Annotated in this window: 17 protein-coding genes; 12 read left to right on the forward strand and 5 right to left on the reverse strand. The window is 59.9% G+C overall.

Annotated features, from left to right (window positions below):
- Positions 1–197: 197 nt before the first annotated feature.
- Together MRY17_RS14295 and MRY17_RS14300 are read left to right on the forward strand one after the other, a co-directional pair.
- The gene (locus tag MRY17_RS14295; protein ID WP_065933525.1) at positions 198–1,856 is read left to right on the forward strand and encodes a nitrite/sulfite reductase; all 1,659 of its coding nucleotides are present in this window, start codon (positions 198–200) and stop codon (positions 1,854–1,856) included.
- Entirely contained in the window at positions 1,840–2,334 is a 495-nt protein-coding gene (locus tag MRY17_RS14300; protein WP_104503205.1) for a DUF934 domain-containing protein, read from the forward strand. Before MRY17_RS14295 ends, MRY17_RS14300 begins: the two co-directional genes overlap by 17 nt.
- A gap of 152 nt (positions 2,335–2,486) precedes the next feature.
- Here MRY17_RS14300 and MRY17_RS14305 read toward each other — a convergent pair whose 3' ends face one another.
- The gene (locus MRY17_RS14305; RefSeq protein ID WP_181284958.1) at positions 2,487–2,891 is read right to left on the reverse strand and encodes a MerR family transcriptional regulator; all 405 of its coding nucleotides are present in this window, start codon (positions 2,889–2,891) and stop codon (positions 2,487–2,489) included.
- Between the two features lie 71 nt (positions 2,892–2,962).
- Between MRY17_RS14305 and MRY17_RS14310 the strand changes: the two genes are divergently transcribed.
- The 8 genes from MRY17_RS14310 to poxB all read left to right on the forward strand — a co-directional run bounded on the left by MRY17_RS14310 (position 2,963) and on the right by poxB (position 14,304).
- The gene (locus tag MRY17_RS14310; RefSeq protein ID WP_243352352.1) at positions 2,963–4,186 is read left to right on the forward strand and encodes an NADH:flavin oxidoreductase/NADH oxidase family protein; all 1,224 of its coding nucleotides are present in this window, start codon (positions 2,963–2,965) and stop codon (positions 4,184–4,186) included.
- A gap of 281 nt (positions 4,187–4,467) precedes the next feature.
- Positions 4,468–5,178: a type IVB secretion system protein IcmH/DotU gene (gene icmH, locus MRY17_RS14315; protein ID WP_243352353.1), complete on the forward strand. Its 711-nt coding sequence runs from the start codon at positions 4,468–4,470 to the stop codon at positions 5,176–5,178.
- A 36-nt stretch (positions 5,179–5,214) separates the two neighbouring features.
- On the forward strand, positions 5,215–7,581 hold the full coding sequence (locus tag MRY17_RS14320) for a type VI secretion system Vgr family protein (protein ID WP_243352354.1): 2,367 nt from the start codon (positions 5,215–5,217) through the stop codon (positions 7,579–7,581).
- Positions 7,581–8,459 carry a VRR-NUC domain-containing protein gene (locus tag MRY17_RS14325; RefSeq protein WP_243352355.1) on the forward strand — a complete coding sequence of 293 codons (879 nt, stop codon included), beginning with the start codon at positions 7,581–7,583 and terminating at the stop codon, positions 8,457–8,459. Before MRY17_RS14320 ends, MRY17_RS14325 begins: the two co-directional genes overlap by 1 nt.
- A gap of 1 nt (position 8,460) precedes the next feature.
- A complete protein-coding gene (locus MRY17_RS14330; RefSeq protein ID WP_243352356.1) occupies positions 8,461–10,014 on the forward strand; it encodes a type VI immunity family protein in 1,554 nt (517 codons plus the stop codon).
- Between the two features lie 10 nt (positions 10,015–10,024).
- The gene (locus MRY17_RS14335; RefSeq protein ID WP_243352357.1) at positions 10,025–10,903 is read left to right on the forward strand and encodes a VRR-NUC domain-containing protein; all 879 of its coding nucleotides are present in this window, start codon (positions 10,025–10,027) and stop codon (positions 10,901–10,903) included.
- 2 nt (positions 10,904–10,905) lie between these two features.
- The gene (locus tag MRY17_RS14340) at positions 10,906–12,462 is read left to right on the forward strand and encodes a type VI immunity family protein (protein WP_243352358.1); all 1,557 of its coding nucleotides are present in this window, start codon (positions 10,906–10,908) and stop codon (positions 12,460–12,462) included.
- A gap of 117 nt (positions 12,463–12,579) precedes the next feature.
- Entirely contained in the window at positions 12,580–14,304 is a 1,725-nt protein-coding gene (poxB, locus tag MRY17_RS14345; protein ID WP_243352359.1) for a ubiquinone-dependent pyruvate dehydrogenase, read from the forward strand.
- A 42-nt stretch (positions 14,305–14,346) separates the two neighbouring features.
- Here poxB and MRY17_RS14350 read toward each other — a convergent pair whose 3' ends face one another.
- Positions 14,347–14,904 (reverse strand): NADPH-dependent FMN reductase, encoded by a 558-nt coding sequence (locus MRY17_RS14350; RefSeq protein WP_181284951.1) that lies wholly within the window; start codon positions 14,902–14,904, stop codon positions 14,347–14,349.
- A 227-nt stretch (positions 14,905–15,131) separates the two neighbouring features.
- Here MRY17_RS14350 and MRY17_RS14355 point away from each other — a divergent pair, with 227 nt between their 5' ends.
- Positions 15,132–15,368, forward strand: coding sequence for a hypothetical protein (locus MRY17_RS14355; RefSeq protein ID WP_065885254.1), 237 nt, complete (start codon positions 15,132–15,134; stop codon positions 15,366–15,368).
- A gap of 47 nt (positions 15,369–15,415) precedes the next feature.
- Here MRY17_RS14355 and MRY17_RS14360 read toward each other — a convergent pair whose 3' ends face one another.
- Positions 15,416–15,754 (reverse strand): hypothetical protein, encoded by a 339-nt coding sequence (locus tag MRY17_RS14360; protein WP_191951781.1) that lies wholly within the window; start codon positions 15,752–15,754, stop codon positions 15,416–15,418.
- 182 nt (positions 15,755–15,936) lie between these two features.
- On the opposite strand from MRY17_RS14360, the gene MRY17_RS14365 reads away from it, so the two are divergent.
- Positions 15,937–16,845 (forward strand): LysR substrate-binding domain-containing protein, encoded by a 909-nt coding sequence (locus MRY17_RS14365; protein ID WP_181284950.1) that lies wholly within the window; start codon positions 15,937–15,939, stop codon positions 16,843–16,845.
- A gap of 8 nt (positions 16,846–16,853) precedes the next feature.
- Here the strand turns inward: MRY17_RS14365 and MRY17_RS14370 are convergent, their stop codons facing one another.
- Positions 16,854–17,435, reverse strand: coding sequence for a GNAT family N-acetyltransferase (locus tag MRY17_RS14370; protein ID WP_124432525.1), 582 nt, complete (start codon positions 17,433–17,435; stop codon positions 16,854–16,856).
- A gap of 8 nt (positions 17,436–17,443) precedes the next feature.
- On the reverse strand, positions 17,444–19,699 hold the full coding sequence (locus tag MRY17_RS14375; protein WP_243352360.1) for an Orn/Lys/Arg decarboxylase N-terminal domain-containing protein: 2,256 nt from the start codon (positions 19,697–19,699) through the stop codon (positions 17,444–17,446).
- Positions 19,700–19,807 lie beyond the last annotated feature (108 nt).

Below are 19,807 nucleotides of genomic sequence, written 5' to 3' on the forward strand. Positions count from 1 at the left end.
TAAGACTCGATCACAGTAAAGACCAAAGTTGTCCCTATGACAAATGTGGGTATGGCGACAACGGTTCTCATTAGTCAGTTTGGTTATTTGCATATACCCAAACATCACTTTTGCGCATATACGCAAACTGGTATCGTGCGCCGGCTCCGTTGGGAGTGCGCGGCCGTGCGCGCAGATTTGCCGAGAACAGGACCTATATGTACGTATACGACGAATACGATCAGCGCATCATCGAGGACCGCGTCAAGCAGTTCCGTGATCAGACCCGACGCTACTTGGCAGGTGAACTGAGCGAAGAAGAGTTCCGCCCCCTGCGCCTGCAAAATGGCCTTTATGTGCAGCGCTTTGCGCCGATGCTGCGGGTGGCCGTGCCCTACGGCCAACTGACGTCGCGCCAGGCGCGGATGATGGCAAAGATCGCCCGCGACTTCGACAAAGGCTATGCCCACATCAGCACCCGCCAGAACGTGCAGTTCAACTGGCCGGCCCTGGAAGATGTGCCGGACATCCTGGCTGAACTGGCCACCGTGCAGATGCACGCCATTCAGACCAGCGGCAACTGCCTGCGCAATGTGACTACAGACCAGTTTGCCGGCGTCGCCGCCGACGAGTTGATCGACCCGCGCCCGTGGTGCGAGATCGTGCGTCAGTGGACCACCTTCCACCCGGAATTCGCCTACCTGCCGCGCAAGTTCAAGATCGCCATCAATGGCTCGACCTCGGACCGTGCGGCTATCGAAGTGCACGATATCGGCCTGGAGCCGGTGCACAACGCTGCCGGCGAGCTGGGTTTCCGCGTGCTGGTGGGTGGCGGCCTGGGCCGTACGCCGGTGGTCGGTGCGTTCATCAACGAGTTTCTGCCATGGCAGGACCTGTTGAGCTACCTCGACGCCATCCTGCGGGTCTACAACCGCTACGGCCGTCGTGACAACAAATACAAGGCCCGGATCAAGATCCTGGTCAAGGCGCTGACCCCTGAGGTGTTTGCCCAGAAAGTCGATGCCGAAATGGAACACCTGCGCGGCGGCCAGACCACCCTGACCGAAGCCGAAGTGCATCGCGTCGCCAAACATTTCGTCGACCCCGAGTACAAGGCCCTGGCCAATCAGGACGCCGAGCTCGCTGCACTCGATCAACAGCACCCTGGCTTTGCCCGCTGGCGTACGCGCAATACCCTGGCGCACAAGCAGCCGGGCTATGTGGCAGTGACCCTGTCGCTCAAGCCCACCGGTGTTGCCCCTGGCGACATCACCGACAAGCAGCTCGACGCCGTTGCCGACCTGGCCGAGCGTTACAGCTTCGGCCAACTGCGCACCTCCCACGAGCAGAACATCATTCTCGCGGACGTTGAACAGAGCCAACTGTTCACCCTGTGGGGCGAGCTGCGCGAAGGCGGGTTTGCCACGCCGAACATTGGCCTGCTGACCGACATCATCTGCTGCCCGGGCGGCGATTTCTGCTCCCTGGCCAACGCCAAGTCGATCCCGATTGCCGAATCGATCCAGCGCCGTTTCGACGATCTGGACTACCTGTTTGATATCGGCGAGCTGGACCTGAACATTTCCGGTTGCATGAATGCCTGTGGTCACCACCACGTCGGCCACATCGGCATCCTGGGCGTGGACAAGAAAGGCGAAGAATTCTACCAAGTGTCCCTGGGTGGCAGCGCCAGCCGCGATGCGAGCCTGGGCAAGATCCTCGGCCCGTCGTTTGCCCAGGAAGCCATGCCCGAGGTGATCGGCAAGCTGATCGACGTGTACATCGAACAGCGCACCGAAGATGAGCGTTTCATCGACACCTACCAGCGCATCGGCATCGACCTGTTCAAGGAGCGCGTCTATGCAGCGAATCATTAAGAACAACGCAGTCGTCGACGAAACCTGGCACCTGCTGCCCAAGGACGCGAGCTTCGACGGCATCTCCAACTGCGATGACCTGATCGTACCGTTGGCCCTGTGGCGCGAACACGGCCACGCTCTCAAGGCCCGCGACGGCGGCCTGGGTGTGTGGCTGGACGCCGATGAAGAAGCCGAAGAGATAGGTGAAGACGTCGAGCATTTCCAGGTTATCGCGTTGAACTTCCCGGCCTTCACCGACGGGCGCAACTACTCCAACGCGCGCCTGCTGCGTGAGCGTTATGGTTACAAGGGTGAACTGCGCGCAATTGGCGATGTGCTGCGCGACCAGTTGTTCTACCTGCGCCGTTGCGGGTTCGATGCCTTCGCCTTGCGCGCCGACAAAGACCCGTACGAAGCGCTGGAAAGCCTCAAGGACTTTTCGGTGACGTACCAGGCTGCAACGGACGAGCCACTACCGCTATTCCGCCGCCGCTGAGTAAAAAATGTGGGAGGGGGCTTGCCCTAACACGGCCCTCTGTAGGAGCGAGCTTGCTCGCGAAAAACGTCAACGATAACGCGTGCTTCCTGAATGAACGCGGTGCCTGTGAGTTTTTCGCGAGCAAGCTCGCTCCTACAAATCCAGCAACTTCAAGATTGCAGATTAATCGACGCCAGCACCTGCTTCTGCCCCATGGAGCAAGGCACCCCTTCTGGCTGGGCCCGCACCGCATCGATCACCCCCAGCAACTGTGTCTTGTTATGAGCCAGCTGCGCCTGCATCACCTCGATCTGCGCCACCTTGCGCTCCAATGCCTCGATCAATTCCTCACGCTTGTGCTCCCCCGGCGCGGGCATCAACGCCTTGAGTTCCTGCAAGGTAAATCCTGCCTGTTGCGCGCTCTGGATCAATTGCAGGGTTTGCAGCGCTTCAGGGGCATAGCGCCGATAGCCATTGGCTTGGCGCCCCACCTGACTGATCAACCCCTCCGCTTCATAAAAACGGATGCGCGACGCCGCCAACCCACTCTGTTTTGCCAGTTCACCAATATTCATCGAAACGTCCGCTTGACATTAAAGTTAACTTTAAGCTTAGTCTGAGGCCTCCCCCGCTCAGGAGTCAACCCATGTCACCCTTTGAAGCCCTGCAACTGCCCAACGGCCAGGTTATTTCCAACCGCATCGCCAAGGCGGCGATGGAAGAAAACATGGCCGATCTCAATCAGGCCCCCTCCCCCGAACTGAAGCAGCTGTACAAGACCTGGGCCGAGGGTGAACCCGGCTTGCTGCTCACCGGCAACGTCATGATCGACCGCCGCGCCATGACCGGCCCCGGCGGCGTTGCGCTGGAGAACGAGCAGCACCTGGAGAGCTTTCGCGAATGGGCCGACGTGGCGCGAGCCAAGGGCGTGCATTTCTGGGTGCAGCTCAGCCATCCGGGACGCCAGACCATGGCCAACCTGGGCCAGCAGGCACTGGCGCCATCTGCCATTGCGCTGGACCTGGGCAGTTTTTCGAGAATGTTCGCCAAGCCCAGGGCCATGACCGAAGACGATATCCAAGACGTGATCCAACGCTTCGCCACCAGCGCCCGCCTGGCCGAGAAAGCCGGGTTTACCGGGGTGCAGATCCACGGTGCCCACGGTTACCTGCTGAGTCAGTTTCTCTCGCCGTTGAGCAACCATCGCACCGACCGCTGGGGCGGCTCACTGGAAAACCGTGCACGCCTGTTACTTGAGGTGATCCATGCCGTGCGCGCCAGCGTCAGCCCATCCTTTTGCGTGGCCGTAAAACTCAACTCCGCCGACTTCCAGCGCGGTGGGTTCGATGCCGCCGATGCGCGCGCCGTGGTCGAAATGCTCAACCCGCTGCCCATCGACCTGCTGGAATTGTCCGGTGGCAGCTACGAAGCGCCGGCCATGCAAGGCGAAGCACGGGACGGCCGCACATTGGCCCGCGAAGCCTACTTCCTGGAGTTCGCCGAGGAACTGGCCACCATCGCCAAGATGCCGCTGATGGTGACTGGTGGTATCCGCCGCCTGCCCGTCGTGCAGCAAGTCCTCGACAGCGGCATTGCCATGGCCGGCATCGCCACCGCCCTGACCCTGGAGCCGCAACTGATCAAACACTGGCGCGAGGGTCGCGACCTCAACCCGCAGCTCAAGCCGATCAGCTGGAAACGCAAGCCCCTGGCCGCCCTCGCCACCCTGGCCGTGGTACGCGACCAGATGCGCCGCCTGAGCCGCGGGCGCCTGCCCAATGCCAAGATCGCTCCGTGGCTGGCGCTGGCGTGTGACCAATGGTTTACGGCGCGCCGTACGCGGCAGTACCGCGCAAGCATGCGGCCTTAGCTGGCAAACGAGCTACGGCATTACCTGACAGGCCCGGCACTATCGTTAACATCCCCATCAAACGCATTGAAATAGAGATACTTCTTACATCCAAAAGCCACGAAACGAAGCGAACCCGTCCGACATGACAAGGCATGAACCCGAAGTTTCTAATAGCAATACCTTAGAACAGGGCCTGCCTCATGTCGGAACCATACAACACCCAAGCCCCTCAACCCCGTACTGCGCCTGCGCAGCTAACCAGGCCGGAAACTCCGGCCTCGGTTGACATCGTTGCGCTCTTGTCGGACCCCGAATTCGACATACGCGGCGTGGCCTGGAACCCGCTGTGCGATGCGGCCACGCCCCTTATCGGGTTGGTTATTCGCCTGCGTCGCTTGGATCAGCATGACAATGTACCTGCGCTTTACCAGGCGGTGCGTAGCCATATCACTGCAATCATGGAGGAGGTCAACCAGCTCGACTACGACGCAGGCATGCTCAAGGCCTACTCCTACAGCCTTTGTTTGTTAGTGGATGAAGTGGTCATGGGCACTCCATGGGGGAAATCTTCAGAATGGAGCCAGGACTCGCTTCTCAATACCTTTCATCATGAGACCTGGGGCGGGGAGCGATTCTTCACCGTGATGAATAACATGATTCCCGAAGCGGCCAGATACCAACATGTGTTGGAGTTCATGTACCAATGCCTGATCACCGGCCTGAAGGGCAAATACGGTGCCCACGCCAAGGGCGATGACGAAATACAGAAAATCATCGACCAACTGCACGGCCTTTTACGGCCCCTGCGCGGAGAAACGCCCAAGCGCCTGACCGACCCGCTGAAAAACGTCGCGCCGCGCAACTACCGAATCAAACGCACCTGGCCTCTGTGGACGCCATGGGCCATGGCCGCCGTGGTGCTGACGGTCGCCTACACGATCTACTCCATTCGCCTGGATGCTATCACTCAGGAAGTACTGGTATCCCTGAACAAAATCCTCGCGATGTAGCGCCTTGTTCATTCATAGCCGACCAGGAAGGCCGCCATGCCACGCCAAAATGACCTGCGTTTTACCTTCGAACCCTTGAAAGGCGACGTCTTCGATGTGGTGTCCTTCAGCCTTCAAGAAGGCTTGTCCCAGCCGTTCAAGCTCACCCTGGAATTGGCCAGCCACAATTGCGCTATCGACTTCAATCGCGTGCTGGATCTGGATGGGCTGTTCACCATCTGGCGTGGCGAAACCCCAGTACGCTACGTCCACGGCCTGGTCAGCCTGTTCACCCAGGGCGACACCGGTTTTCGTCGCACCCGCTACACCGCCGTCATCGAACCGACCCTGGCGCGTTTCGACCTGCGTTCCAACTGGCGCATCTTCCAGGGCCAGACCGTGCCCGACATCATCACCAGCGTACTTGCCGAGCATCGACTGACCGACATCCGCCGCGAAATCTGCTTCGAGCATCAGCCCCGCGAATACTGTGTACAGGCCGGCGAAACCGACCTCGATTTCATCGCCCGCCTCGCCGCTGAAGAAGGCCTGCTCTATACCTTCGAACACCGCGACGACGGCCACACCCTCGTCCTCACCGACCGCGTCGGCGGCCTCGGCACCATCGGCACGCACACACATTGCCCCGTGATCTACCAACCCATGGCGGGCGGCGATGCCACGGAACCGGCGTTGACCCGTTTCCACTACACCGAACAAGTACGCACCGCCCGCCAGGTACAACGCGACTACACCTTCACCCACCCGCGCTACGACCAACAGCACACCGCCACCGGCGACCAGGACCTGAAAAACCAGCGCAAGGACTACGAGCGCTACGACTACCCCGGCCGCTACAAACGCGACATCGCCGGCAAACCCTTCACCAAGACCCGGCTGACCGCCCTGCGCAATGACGCCAAACTGGCGCACCTGGCCGGCGACGACGCGCGCCTGCAACCGGGGCTGGCGTTCGACCTCAACGAGCATCCCCGCGAAGACTTCAACGACCGCTGGCGTACCGTCGCCATCACCCACCAAGGCAAACAGCACACCAGTCTGGAGGAGGAGGCGTTCGGCAGCGGCCACGGCACCTCTTATGAAATGACCGCCAGCGCCATCCGCTGGACCTCCGACTGGAAAGCCCCGCTGCGCGACAAACCGTGCATCGACGGCCCGCAGATTGCCACGGTGGTTGGGCCGCCAGGGGAAGAGATTTACTGCGATGAATGGGGCCGGGTGAAAGTGCAGTTCCCATGGGATCGCGCTGACAAAAACAACGATCACAGTTCGTGCTGGATTCGTGTGGCTCAAGGCTGGGCCGGGGCGACCTGGGGCGCGATAGCGATACCGCGAGTCGGGCAGGAACTGATCATCAGCTATCTCGACGGCGACCCGGACCAGCCGATCGCCACCGGCCGTGCGTATCGCGAGACCAACCTGCCGCCGTATGAACTGCCCAAGCACAAAACACGCATGACCATCAAAAGCCGTACGCATAAGGGCTCCGGCTTCAATGAGCTGCGCTTTGAGGATGAACTCGGCCAGGAAGAAGTGTTTATCCATGCCGAAAAAGACAAGAACGTTCACATCAAGCACAACAACACCACTTTCGTAGGTAACGACCGAAGCGAAAAGGTCGAGCATAACGAGCGTATTGAGATCGGCCATGACCGCAGCGAACACGTTGGCAACGACGAGCACGTTGTGGTCGTTCAGGACGTGCATCTGGAAGTGGGCCGTGATCGAACAGACAACCTGGGGCGCAACCATCACATCAGCATTGGTGGGAACCGAGTCGAAGAAATCGCCAACAATCGACATGACAGGATTGCTGCTGACCATGACACTCAGATTGGCGGCAATGTTGAGCTATCCGTGGGCAACCGTTACCGCCTCCGAGCAGGACAACGCATTGAGCAAACAACCCGCGTGTTCGATGTGGCAACGGGCGAGCGCCTTGTACTGAGAGCGCCGGGTGGCAGCATCACTATCGATGGCAATGGCATTACGCTCGATGGACTTGCCATCAGGATCAGAGGTCCTGTGACCACAGATTCGGTCGGTACGGGCAATCCACTGGGCACTCCACCACAATCTGCGGTACCGCCAGGGCCGTTCCTGGGGCGCTACACGTTACTCAAGAACGATCAACGTGCTTTTGCAGGCTATAGATATCGCGTCACCGATGGCGCAACGCTCCTTGCTGAAGGCCTGACCTGTCCCTTGGGCGCAACTGAGTGGACGGTGACCGAGGCATCCAGACCCGTGCAGGCCCACAAGGCCATCATGCGCGACGACCAGCAAATCACCGAGACCTGGCAGTCGTATCTGGTGGCCCTCGATGATGAAGGCTCACCCATCGAAGCCGCCGCTATTTTCCCCGACAACTTTCTGGATCAACACAGGGGAGACCTCGACTGATGCCCGGTCCCCTAGCCCCCGTGGTCGCCCGGATTATCGACGGTGCCTACCGCGCCTATCGGGCCAATCAAGCGTTCGAAAATACCAAGACCGCCGCCGAGCTGGCCCAGCTCGCCTTGCAAATTGCCGAGCGCAGGAAGCAGATCAAGCAAACCCTTCGCGACACCATTGAAGCGATGACCCGCGAAATCGAGGTCAAGAGTTCGACCTTTGCCGTGGTGGATCGCGGTGGCAACAGCACGGTGTCCCGACGAGGCCAGGAAAACATCACGTTCAAGGAATACATCGAACGCAAGGTGCCTTTTCGCCCGGCGATCAGCCAGGTCTGCGCCGTTGCGTTGCAGATGCCGATCAAGGTGCCGCGTCGTATACGCAAGAAAATCGCCGGCGATACGGTGCAAATCACCATCGAGATCGCCCTCAAGCAGTTCACCGCCTCGTTGTTTTTCGAGGCCGTCGACGAAGCGCTGGCATGGCGCAGCCCGCTCAAGGCGGAACCCAACTACAACGGCAGCAGCAGGAAGGCGTTGTTGGGTGATCCGGCCACGCGGCCCAAGCGCTTTGGAAGTGCCGTGCAGCCTTTTTGGCCACGGCCCAAGGGCTTGCTTGCGCCGGACCTGGTGGTCGTTGAGTACCGGCAGGAGCCGTTTGAAACCGAGAATGTGTTTGCGGCGGTAGAGATCAAGTTTCCGGGGGATTGGGCGAGGGAAGAACAACTGAATGATTACGTCCGGCTCATGACACCGCAAACAGGCGTCAATCCACACAAAGTCGGCAAGGAAAAAGTTGCGCTGCTTCGGGTTCCGGAAGATTGCATTGGCTTTGACGCGGATGAGAAAAAATCTACCCCCAATGAGCAGACCAGGAAGAAGAAATAATATGAGCACAACTCATCAGATGTTTACCGTTGAAGAAAAGGATCTTTTTATCGAATTATTGAAAGAGTGGCCAAACTCTGAATCTGGCACCGAGCTCGCTTCGCATAGCGTCAGCCCTTTCATAAGCTTCTATTTCCATCCCTCCCGTGACGACCATCGGGATGTCGCTCTATTGATGGTGGATATCCACGAAGCCTTCGAGCAACTGCTCGACCATCCTTACACCATGACCATACATCCGGATGCAGAACGCCCCCATCCTTACCCCGAGGAGGAACCTGAGCTGCGCAAGCAGGCTATAGAGGCCCATCCGAGCCTAACCTTCGCTTTCTGGTTCACAGATGAAGCAAACCATGCCTCTTCCCCGACGACGGCAGGTCATTTCTGGCGCAGTCGGCTCGAGGCTGAGGGAACCAGAACCAATTATTCCTCAGTCTCGTTCTATTACCGCTGGCAGTGGTGGCTGGACAACCGCACTGCCTGGCGCCAGTTCGTGTTCAAGACCATTGATCTGCTCAAGGCTCATCAGGTCTACAGCGGTTTCGCCATGGCCAACCCAATGGAATATGGCACGCGGGCGGAAGTTACCACTTGGGAGCGCGCGCTGACCCCGGCTTTCTATGGGCTCGACATCGAGTACCCTTTTGGCATGCGCGACGAACTACCCAACGGCATCCGCCCTCCCACCTGGGCCTTCCTGCTGGCCGATCACTGGCGCGAAAAACTCGACCTGAGCCGTGAACAGCTACGCGAAGCACTCGCCCACCCCCGCATCAGCATCACCGAACTGCACAGCGGCCAATGGATCGAGCTGGGTGAACAGCCCGAGCTTTACCCCGTCGAACACGGCGTGCCCGAACTGCCCATGCTTTTGAACAGGTTACTCAAGCCCATTCGTTACGACGACCTGGGCTTATTGGGCTTCGGCCAATGGGACGGCGACCCGAATGAGCGCTTCACCGACGCCGACAGCAGACGCTGGATGGCACGTTTCGATGTCGACAGCGACTGGCCGGCGCCAGCACATCGACTGATCAAGCCAAAGCCGCCCGCCCCCGCCCAAGCCTCCCAACCGCTTAGCATGGTGGCAGGCATGACATGCACTCAAGCCGGCTGGTGGCTTGTGCCCGGCGTTGCTGGTTCGCGCCGCGAGTTCAAGCAAGGCGAAATGCTGCCAACGCTCCCCCAGCAATCCAGTAACAGCCTGGCACTGTGGCAGCGCGATCCCGATCAAACACCCCCAGAGCCAGCCCGGCACGCCTACAGTGGCGAACCCGCCCCGCGCGCTGGCCGCTGGGAGGTGGAATCTGACCGCTGCGTGGAGTGCACCGTCCAGTTGAATGAACGCCTGCCGCGGCATGAAAGCCAGAGCGTACGCTGGCTGTGGACCGTCAGCGGCATGCGTGCACGCAGCGGTGAAACTTGTCCTTACCCCGGAAAGTGGGTATGCGATTACAAACCGGGCAGCGAGCGGCTATTCGATTACGCCGCCCTGATGCCTCGGGTTGATGATGAGAAAGTCGTGTGGCGTTGGTTGGGGCTGGTGCAGATATGAGTCTCGACTGATGCCCGGTCCCCTAGCCCCCGCGGTCGCCCGGATTATCGACGGTGCCTACCGCGCCTATCGGGCCAATCAAGCGTTCGAAAATACCAAGACCGCCGCCGAGCTGGCCCAGCTCGCCTTGCAAATTGCCGAGCGCAGGAAGCAGATCAAGCAAACCCTTCGCGACACCATTGAAGCGATGACCCGCGAAATCGAGGTCAAGAGTTCGACCTTTGCCGTGGTGGATCGCGGTGGCAACAGCACGGTGTCCCGACGAGGCCAGGAAAACATCACGTTCAAGGAATACATCGAACGCAAGGTGCCTTTTCGCCCGGCGATCAGCCAGGTCTGCGCCGTTGCGTTGCAGATGCCGATCAAGGTGCCGCGTCGTATACGCAAGAAAATCGCCGGCGATACGGTGCAAATCACCATCGAGATCGCCCTCAAGCAGTTCACCGCCTCGTTGTTTTTCGAGGCCGTCGACGAAGCGCTGGCATGGCGCAGCCCGCTCAAGGCGGAACCCAACTACAACGGCAGCAGCAGGAAGGCGTTGTTGGGTGATCCGGCCACGCGGCCCAAGCGCTTTGGAAGTGCCGTGCAGCCTTTTTGGCCACGGCCCAAGGGCTTGCTTGCGCCGGACCTGGTGGTCGTTGAGTACCGGCAGGAGCCGTTTGAAATCGAGAATGTGTTTGCGGCGGTAGAGATCAAGTTTCCGGGGGATTGGGCGAGGGAAGAACAACTGAATGATTACGTCCGGCTCATGACACCGCAAACAGGCGTCAATCCACACAAAGTCGGCAAGGAAAAAGTTGCACTGCTTCGGGTTCCGGAAGATTGCGTTGGTTTCGCAGCAGATGAGAAGAACAGCTCAACAATCAAAGGCAACAAAAACAGGAGATAGACGTGAGTACCACTCATAGACTATTTGATGAAGAAGAGCGTGATGAGTTTATTGCAGAGCTTAAAGAGTGGCCCAACACCGACTGGGGTACTGATGAGGTAGCCCGTCATAGCGTCAGCCCTTTCATAAGCTTCTATTTCCATCCCTCCCGTGACGACCATCGGGATGTCGCTCTATTGATGGTGGATATCCACGAAGCCTTCGAGCAACTACTCGGCCACCCTTACACCATGACCATACATCCGGATGCAGAACGCCCTCATCCTTACCCCGAGGAGGAACCTGAGCTGCGCAAGCAGGCTATAGAGGCCCATCCGAGCCTAACCTTCGCTTTCTGGTTCACAGATGAAGCAAACCATGCCTCTTCCCCGACGACGGCAGGTCATTTCTGGCGCAGTCGGCTCGAGGCTGAGGGAACCAGAACCAATTATTCCTCAGTCTCGTTCTATTACCGCTGGCAGTGGTGGCTGGACAACCGCACCGCCTGGCGCCAGTTCGTGTTCAAGACCATTGATCTGCTCAAGGCTCATCAGGTCTACAGCGGTTTCGCCATGGCCAACCCAATGGAATATGGCACGCGGGCGGAAGTTACCACTTGGGAGCGCGCGCTGACCCCGGCTTTCTATGGGCTCGACATCGAGTACCCTTTTGGCATGCGCGACGAACTACCCAACGGCATCCGCCCTCCAACCTGGGCCTTCCTGCTGGCCGATCACTGGCGCGAAAAACTCGACCTGAGCCGTGAACAGCTACGCGAAGCACTCACCCACCCCCGCATCAGCATCACCGAACTGCACAGCGGCCAATGGATCGAGCTGGGTGAACAGCCGGAGCTATATCCCGTCGAACACGGCGTGCCCGAACTGCCCATGCTTTTGAACAGGTTACTCAAGCCCATTCGTTACGACGACCTAGGCTTATTGGGCTTCGGCCAATGGGACGGCGACCCGAATGAGCGCTTCACCGACGCCGACAGCAGACGCTGGATGGCACGTTTCGATGCCGACAGCGACTGGCCGGCGCCAACACATCGACTGATCAAGCCAAAGCCGTCCGCCCCCGCCCAAGCCTCCCAACCGCTTAGCATGGTTGCAGGCATGACATGCACTCAAGCCGGCTGGTGGCTTGTACCCGGCGTTGCTGGTTCGCGTCGCGAGTTCAAGCAAGGCGAAATGCTGCCAACGCTCCCCCAGCAATCCAGTAACAGCCTGGCACTGTGGCAGCGCGATCCCGATCAAACACCCCCAGAGCCAGCCCGGCACGCCTACAGTGGCGAACCCGCCCCGCGCGCTGGCCGCTGGGAAATGGAGACGGATCGCTGCATGGAGTGCACCGTCCAGTTGAATGAACGCCTGCCGTGGCATGAAAGCCAGAGCGTACGCTGGCTGTGGACCGTCAGCGGCATGCGTGCACGCAGCGGTGAAACCTGCCCTTATCCGGGTAAATGGGTGTGCGACTACAAACCCGGTACCGAGCGGCTATTCGATTACGCCGCCCTGATGCCGCACGTGGACGGTGAAAAAGTTGTCTGGCGCTGGCTAGGGCTGGTGCAGATTTGATTCACTGATCGCGCAAGCATGACTCAATCTTCACATTAAACGCGGAGCATTCGCCAGGATTGAACTGTCCCCTACTGATCAGCAGTTTTTCAACCTCACTGACGATTGGAGTTCTTCATGGCGAAAATCAACCTGGCCCGGCAGTTGGCGACCACCCTTGAACAGGCGGGTATCAAGCGCATCTGGGGCCTGACCGGCGACAGCCTCAATGGCCTCACCGACGCCCTGCGCAGCATGGACAGCATCGAGTGGATGCATGTGCGCCACGAAGAAGTGGCTGCGTTCGCCGCCGGCGCTGAGGCCGCCGCCACCGGTGAGTTGGCCGTGTGTGCCGGCAGTTGCGGGCCGGGCAACCTGCATTTGATCAATGGCCTGTTCGACTGCCATCGCAACCATGTGCCGGTGCTGGCGATTGCCGCGCAAATTCCATCCTCGGAAGTTGGCCTGAATTACTTTCAGGAAACCCACCCCCAGGAACTGTTCAAGGAGTGCAGCCACTTTATCGAGCTGGTGAGCAACCCCGAGCAGATGCCCCATGTGCTGCATCGCGCCATGCGGTCGGCGATCCTCAATCGGGGCGTGGCGGTGGTGGTGATTCCGGGGGACGTGTCGCTGCTGGAGGTGGAAGACAAGCTCAAGCCATGGCCGGCGCTGCATGCACCGCGCACGTTGCCGGCAGAGGCCGATCTGCAGCGCTTGAGCGATATGCTCCAGAGCAGTGAAAAAGTCACGCTGCTGTGCGGCAGCGGTTGCGCCGGTGCCCATGACCAGGTGGTGGCGCTGGCCGACACCCTCGGCGCGCCGGTGGTGCACGCGCTGCGCGGCAAGGAGCATGTGGAATGGGATAATCCTTTTGATGTGGGCATGACCGGCCTGATTGGCTTCAGCTCCGGCTACCACGCGATGCTCGACTGCGACACGCTGATCATGCTCGGCACCGACTTCCCTTACCGTCAGTTCTATCCGACCGACGCCAAAATTATCCAGGTTGACCGCGATCCCCAGGCCCTGGGTCGACGCGCGACCCTGGACCTGGGCATCGCGGCCGATGTCAGTGAGACCATCGGTGCGCTGTTGCCGCGCCTGACCCGCAAGACCGATCGCAGCTTCCTCGAAACTTCCCTCAAGCACTACGAAAGAGCCCGCCAGGGCCTGGATGATCTGGCGCAACCGTCCAAAGCGGATCGACCGATCCACCCCCAATACGTGGCGCGCCTGCTCAGCGAGCTGGCCGATGACGATGCGATTTTCACCGCCGATGTCGGTTCACCGACCGTGTGGGCCGCGCGCTACCTGAAGATGAACGGCAAGCGCCGCCTGATCGGCTCGTTCAACCACGGTTCCATGGCCAACGCGATGCCCCAGGCCATCGGCGCACAGGCAGCGTTCCCGGGTCGGCAGGTGATCTCGATGTCCGGCGATGGTGGATTCACTATGTTGATGGGGGATTTCATTTCCCTGGCGCAACTGCAACTGCCGGTCAAACTCGTAGTGTTCAACAACTCGTCCCTGGGCTTTGTCGCCATGGAGATGAAGGCGGCGGGTTACCTGGACACCGGCACGGAGCTGAAAAACCCGGACTTCGCGGCCATGTCCAATGCGATGGGCATTTTGGGCATTCGCGTGGAGCAATCCGAAGACCTGGAGCCGGCCCTGCGCCGCGCGCTGGCCCATGATGGCCCGGTGTTGGTGGATGTGGTGACCGCCACTCAGGAACTGGTGATGCCGCCGAGCATCAAGCTGGAACAGGCCAAGGGGTTCAGCCTGTACATGCTCAAGGCGGTGATGAGCGGGCGTGGCGATGAAGTGATCGAACTGGCGCGCACCAACTGGCTGCGTTGATCCAACGGTGGGAGGGAGCTGGCTCCCTCCCACGCTATCCATTCAGCCTTTTAGCTTTTCGACCCATTTGCCGTAGGCGTCGATGAATGACTGCAGGAATGGCCTGGTCTTCTCGGACAGCTTGCCCGCCTCATCGAACACACTGCCCGCTCCGCCCAGGTAGGCTTCCGGCATCTGCATGCACCACACGTCAAGAAACACCAGGGACTGGCGCAGGTGATGGTTGGCGCCAAAGCCGCCAATGGCGCCTGGCGACACGCTGATGATCGCTCCTGGCTTGGCGCCCCAGACACTCTGCCCATACGGGCGGGACCCCACGTCGATGGCATTCTTCAACGGCGCAGGCACGGAACGGTTGTATTCGGGCGTGACGAACAGCACCGCGTCGGATGAACTCACCTGTTGACGGAAAGTGCTGTAGGCTTGCGGCGCGGCTGCACCCTCTATGTCCTCGTTGTAGAGCGGCAAATCGCCGATTTCCACAATGTTCAGCTTCAGGTTGGCAGGCGCCAGTTCGGCCAGGGCCAAGGCGACCTTGCGGTTGATCGAGTCTTTTCTCAAGCTGCCAACCAGGACGGCAATCGTGTAGACCTTGCTCATTGAGGTTTCCCCGATGTCTGACTAAAGGAGCCTGTAGTTATAGAGATTTCACCTCGCTCGCACCAGCGCGTTTTGAGAATGCCGCAAAAGTTGCCGTGCAACTTCATGCGTGGGAAACGTCTGAAATTTTAAACGAATAGTATTTTTTTCTTATAGGTAAACTACCCCGCTCCCTGACGGTCTACAGAACCGCAAATCGAGTGTTTATCTCCAGAGGTTCTAAACAGATGGCAGCAGTACTAGTCGGACAGTTTCATGCCAGAGACGCGGAAGGCCGCGTGTATTCGGTGCATGAGTTCCAGGAATCCAACCCGGCGCACGGCGACCTGGCTGGCTCGGCGCCTACCACCACCTACAAGCTGGCCATTGGCGACCGGATGGAGAAGCTGGAAGGTGATGAGTTCAGATTGGTTCAATCGGGCACGATCCTCGTACGCGAATCGAAGACCACCCTCGCCTCCTAAGAATTAGCCTTGACTCCTGCCCGGTCCAGGCGACTGGGCAGGGGATGCTAAGGACTATGGATTTGCGTCACCTCAATGCCCTGCTCACCTTGCTTGAGCGTTACCACCACCTGCCCTCTCTCCCCCTCAACTGCATACATCGAGCGCGTGTAGCCCGGCCGGTCGTAAGCGGGATAGGCCTGCACCTGCCTGATCAACGTGATACCGACCACGGCGCCCACCTGCTCGCCGACCTGTTCCTGGGAGCGAATAAACGCTTCAAGTGCGAGGTCCTCCGGTGCGTGTTCGACGTGATTATTGAAGAAGTAAGCCGCCATGCCCCCCACGGTCACCAGGACCAGGAGTTGCTTGGCCGTTACCCCGAAGAGCGTCGAGGGTAGAGGCATTTGAGACCAGACCTGTTTTTGTTGTAAGTACCGGGTCGCCGGCATTGGTCGTTGCTGATCAGACACAGCATTCTAGTAGGGTCGTGGCGCAACGCCATAGGCCGGAGCGACGCGCACGGTCTTTTTTGCGCACAAAGGCCTGCGCCATTGAATCCCCAACGCGCTGCACATAGACTCCGGCCATGCGTTTACGTCATATCGAAGTGATTCAGGCCATCTTGCAGACCGGACACCTCGGCACGGCCGCCGAGTGGTTGCAACTCCCTGTGGGCGAAGTGGACGCCACCCTCAGGGATGCCGAGCTGCAGCTGGGCTTCATGCTGTTTGCCAGTGTACGCGGGCGCCTGCAAGCCACCCGTGAAACCCTGCAGTTGCAGACACACATCGCGCCCCTGTACGAAGCGCTGGAGCCGATACAGCGCCTAGCCAGCCGCTTGAAACATCACCACGCGCCAACTTTGCGTGTGCTGTGCACCCCGCCGCTGGCTAACCAGTTGTTGCCCCACAGCATCGCCCTGCTGCGCCGACGGTTCCAGGACACGCCGTGCAACCTGTCGAGCCAGCCGACCCGGGAGATCGTGCGCAGCCTGTTGCTGCATGAAACCGATGTAGGCCTGAGCCTGCATGATCCGGAACACCCGCACATTCAAAGCAGCGTGCTGGCCCAGGGCAAACTGCAATTGCTCGCGCCCCATGGCTGGCTCAAACCCAGGCAGAAGTACATCGCGCTGCAGGACCTGGCGGGACAGTCGATGATTGGCCTGGAGGGCCAGGACCCGTTGAGCCGCCTGCTGGATGCCAAGCTGCAAGCTTTGCGCCCCTTGCCGGTGGTGCAGACGCGCGTACAGACGTACCAGATGATGCGCAGCATGGTCGAAGCCGGCGAAGGCCTGGCGGTGGTCGACCCGTTCACCGCCTGCGGTGCACGGGAAGCGGGGCTGGATGTGTGCCCGATCTCGCCACCGATCAGTGTCAGCCTGTATGCACTGACCCTGCAGGACGGAGCCCCGTCACCGGCCCTGAGCGCGCTGCTGGAGATCGTGACGCAACAGGCCGAAACCCTGTTAGCCAACGACATGAAACCTATGTAGACGCGGTCTCAGATCGAGTTGACTTCAGTCTTGAACAGCCGATACCAGAAAATCGCCACTTCACGGGTCTGCGGATCGATCCCGCGATAGCGCAGTTGATCGATTCCCCCCATTACATAGCCGCTACGCTCATACAGGCGGCAGGCACCCAGGTTGTTGTTCTGGGTTTCGAGCATCATGCCCGGCAGGTTTTTCTTGCGTGCCCAGAACTGCGCCACATCCAACAGCGCCTTGGCCACACCGTGACGCCGCGCAGGCAGCGCCACCGCCAACTCGTCGACATGGGCAAAGCCGTTCCAGTTGGTACTGACCACAACGTGCCCGACCGCGCGATCATCCAGATAGGCCATGAAGATCGCACTGTCAGGCGCGTTGCGAAAGCTGGCGAACTCTTCCGGGTCGATGCCATAGCACTTGCGGTACGGCAGGATGCGCTCCACCGGCCACTGATCGACGCGCTTGTCCATCTGCGGCACACCATAGGCACTGACTTCGAAACTGAAGTCATTGCCCCATACATAAGCGTCGAAGCCTTCATCGGCGACTCGCACACTGAGCCCTGGATACTTCGGGTTCATGACAGCTTGCATAACGTTCCTTAACCTTTGATGCAATCGACGGTGTAACAACGACCACTGCCGTCATCTTCATGTTGCAGCCCATGCACATCAGCGACAAAGCCGGGAAAACTGCTATCGAACGTACGGGCGAACGCCAGGTAATCGACGATCGAACGCGTTGACTCGGTAAAGCGCTCGCCCGGCATGATCAACGGAATACCAGGCGGATAGGGCACCAGCATCACGGCTGCGATGCGTCCTGGCAAGGCATCGATGGAAACGGCTTCCACTTCTCCCCTGACCAACTGATCGTAGGCATCGGCCGGCTTCATCGCGATCTCGGGCAACACCGTGTACATGCGCTTGAGATGCCTGGCCGTCGCGTTGCTGCGATAACAACTGTGCAACTGGTCGCACAGGTCGCGCAACCCCAAGCCTTGATAACGTATCGGGCCCTGGGCATATACCGAGGGCAGGCAACTGGCCAGGCTGGCATTCCCATCATAGCTGCGCTTGAACTCCAGCAACTCGGTGAGCAAGGTACTCCACTTGCCTTTGGTGATGCCCATCGAGAACAACACCAGGAAAGAATACAGCCCGGTTTTCTCCACCACCAGGCCGCGCTCCCAGAGAAACTTGCTGACCACAGCGGCGGGAATCCCGCAATCGCTCAAGGCGCCACCGGCGTTGAGGCCGGGCATCACCAGCGTGACTTTGATCGGATCCAGCAGCACATAATCTCCAGCCACATCGCCAAAACCATGCCAGTCGTCCTGGGGGTGCAGCAGCCAGTCGGCCGTGGCGACCCGGTCGATACCGGCCACCGAGGGTGGCTGCCAGATGGAAAACCACCAATCATCGGCAGCGATATGCTGACGCAGGTTGGCCAGCGCACGCCGGAAACTCAGGGCCTCGTCGAACATTTCCTGCAACAGCGAACGACCCGCCGGGCCTTCCATCATCGCCGACGCCACGTCCAGGGAGGCGATGATGCTGTATTGCGGCGAGGTGGAGATATGCATCATGAACGCTTCGTTGAAGCGGTCGCGGTCCAGCTGCCGCGCGCCGCCGTCCTGCACATGGATCATCGACGCCTGACTGAAGGCGGCCAGCAACTTGTGGGTGGAGTGCGTAGTGAACACCAGCGGGCTGTCCGGTGTGCGCAACGTGCCCATGCCGTAGCGCCCGGCGAAAAACTCGTGGAACGCCGCATAGGCATACCAGGCCTCATCGAAGTGCAGCACCTCCACGCTGTTGCCCAACTGCTGCTTGATCAATTCGGCGTTGTAGCACAGGCCGTCGTAGGTGGAGTTGGTCACCACCGCCAACTTTACTTTCGCCGGGCGGCCACGGGCCAGTGGGCTGGCAGCGATCTTGGCGCGGATTGATTCGGGACTGAATTCACTCAAGGGAATCGGGCCGATGATGCCCAGTTCGTTGCGTTCCGGGCACAGGTACAAAGGGATCGCGCCGGTCATGATGATCGAATGCAGCACCGACTTGTGGCAATTGCGGTCGACCAATACCAGATCATCGCGGGCCACCATGGAGTGCCAGACAATCTTGTTGGCGGTGGAGGTGCCGTTGATCACGAAGAACGTATGGTCGGCGCCGAAATTGCGCGCGGCGCGGGCTTCGGCTTCGGCCAGGGGCCCGGTGTGATCGAGCAGCGAGCCCAGTTCTGGCACGGAAACAGACAGGTCCGAGCGCAGGGTGTTTTCCCCGAAGAACTGATGAAACGCCTGCCCCACCGGGCTTTTGCGATAGGCCACGCCACCGCCATGGCCCGGGGTATGCCATGAGTAATTGGAGTCGGCGGTGTGTTGCACCAGGGCCTTGAAGAACGGCGGCAGCAAGCCATCGAGGTAGGTGCGCGCAGCGCGGGCGACCTGGCGCGCCAGAAACGGTACGGTGTCTTCGAACAGATACAGAATGCCGCGCAACTGGTTGAGTTCGCTCATGGCGTCAGCCGGGGCGTTTTCCAGGGTGACTTGCTCGCCCAGGGCGAAGATCGGCAGGTTGGGCGCCCTCACCCGCGCCAGGCGGATCAGCTCGACCATGTTTTGCAGCAAGTGGGTGTTTTCCCCGGCGCCTTCCGCTGCGATCAGCATGCACGCCAGGCCATGGTGGGTAGACGCCACCAACCGCCCTTCGGCGTAGTCCACGGCAGAAAAGATACTGAAGCCCTCCTGCTCCAACTCCCTGGCGATGCCTCGAACCCGGTCACCGGCAACGGTGTCGGCCTTGATGTCACGGTGCACGATAAGGACGGGAAACTTCAGGTCTTTGTACATGAGCGCGCCTACTCCTGAGGGCTTGCACTCAGGGTAGAGGCTGGAAGCGAATGTGGCGAATGAAGATTTCGAAGAAGGCGGGGATCAACTGTTGATCGTACACACCGC

The sequence above is a fragment of the Pseudomonas orientalis genome, from assembly GCF_022807995.1.
GTDB classification, from domain to species: domain Bacteria; phylum Pseudomonadota; class Gammaproteobacteria; order Pseudomonadales; family Pseudomonadaceae; genus Aquipseudomonas; species Aquipseudomonas orientalis_B.

Bases quoted from the DNA above. Each gene is read 5' to 3' on its own strand.
- MRY17_RS14335 (WP_243352357.1), top strand. From the start codon at position 10,025: ATGCCCGGTCCCCTAGCCCCCGCGGTCGCCCGGATTATCGACGGTGCC.
- MRY17_RS14365 (WP_181284950.1), top strand. From the start codon at position 15,937: ATGCGTTTACGTCATATCGAAGTGATTCAGGCCATCTTGCAGACCGGA.
- MRY17_RS14375 (WP_243352360.1), bottom strand. From the start codon at position 19,699: ATGTACAAAGACCTGAAGTTTCCCGTCCTTATCGTGCACCGTGACATC.
- MRY17_RS14325 (WP_243352355.1), top strand. From the start codon at position 7,581: ATGCCCGGTCCCCTAGCCCCCGTGGTCGCCCGGATTATCGACGGTGCC.
- MRY17_RS14360 (WP_191951781.1), bottom strand. From the start codon at position 15,754: ATGCCTCTACCCTCGACGCTCTTCGGGGTAACGGCCAAGCAACTCCTG.
- MRY17_RS14305 (WP_181284958.1), bottom strand. From the start codon at position 2,891: ATGAATATTGGTGAACTGGCAAAACAGAGTGGGTTGGCGGCGTCGCGC.
- MRY17_RS14295 (WP_065933525.1), top strand. From the start codon at position 198: ATGTACGTATACGACGAATACGATCAGCGCATCATCGAGGACCGCGTC.
- MRY17_RS14370 (WP_124432525.1), bottom strand. From the start codon at position 17,435: ATGCAAGCTGTCATGAACCCGAAGTATCCAGGGCTCAGTGTGCGAGTC.
- poxB (WP_243352359.1), top strand. From the start codon at position 12,580: ATGGCGAAAATCAACCTGGCCCGGCAGTTGGCGACCACCCTTGAACAG.
- MRY17_RS14300 (WP_104503205.1), top strand. From the start codon at position 1,840: ATGCAGCGAATCATTAAGAACAACGCAGTCGTCGACGAAACCTGGCAC.
- MRY17_RS14320 (WP_243352354.1), top strand. From the start codon at position 5,215: ATGCCACGCCAAAATGACCTGCGTTTTACCTTCGAACCCTTGAAAGGC.
- MRY17_RS14310 (WP_243352352.1), top strand. From the start codon at position 2,963: ATGTCACCCTTTGAAGCCCTGCAACTGCCCAACGGCCAGGTTATTTCC.
- MRY17_RS14355 (WP_065885254.1), top strand. From the start codon at position 15,132: ATGGCAGCAGTACTAGTCGGACAGTTTCATGCCAGAGACGCGGAAGGC.
- MRY17_RS14330 (WP_243352356.1), top strand. From the start codon at position 8,461: ATGAGCACAACTCATCAGATGTTTACCGTTGAAGAAAAGGATCTTTTT.
- MRY17_RS14350 (WP_181284951.1), bottom strand. From the start codon at position 14,904: ATGAGCAAGGTCTACACGATTGCCGTCCTGGTTGGCAGCTTGAGAAAA.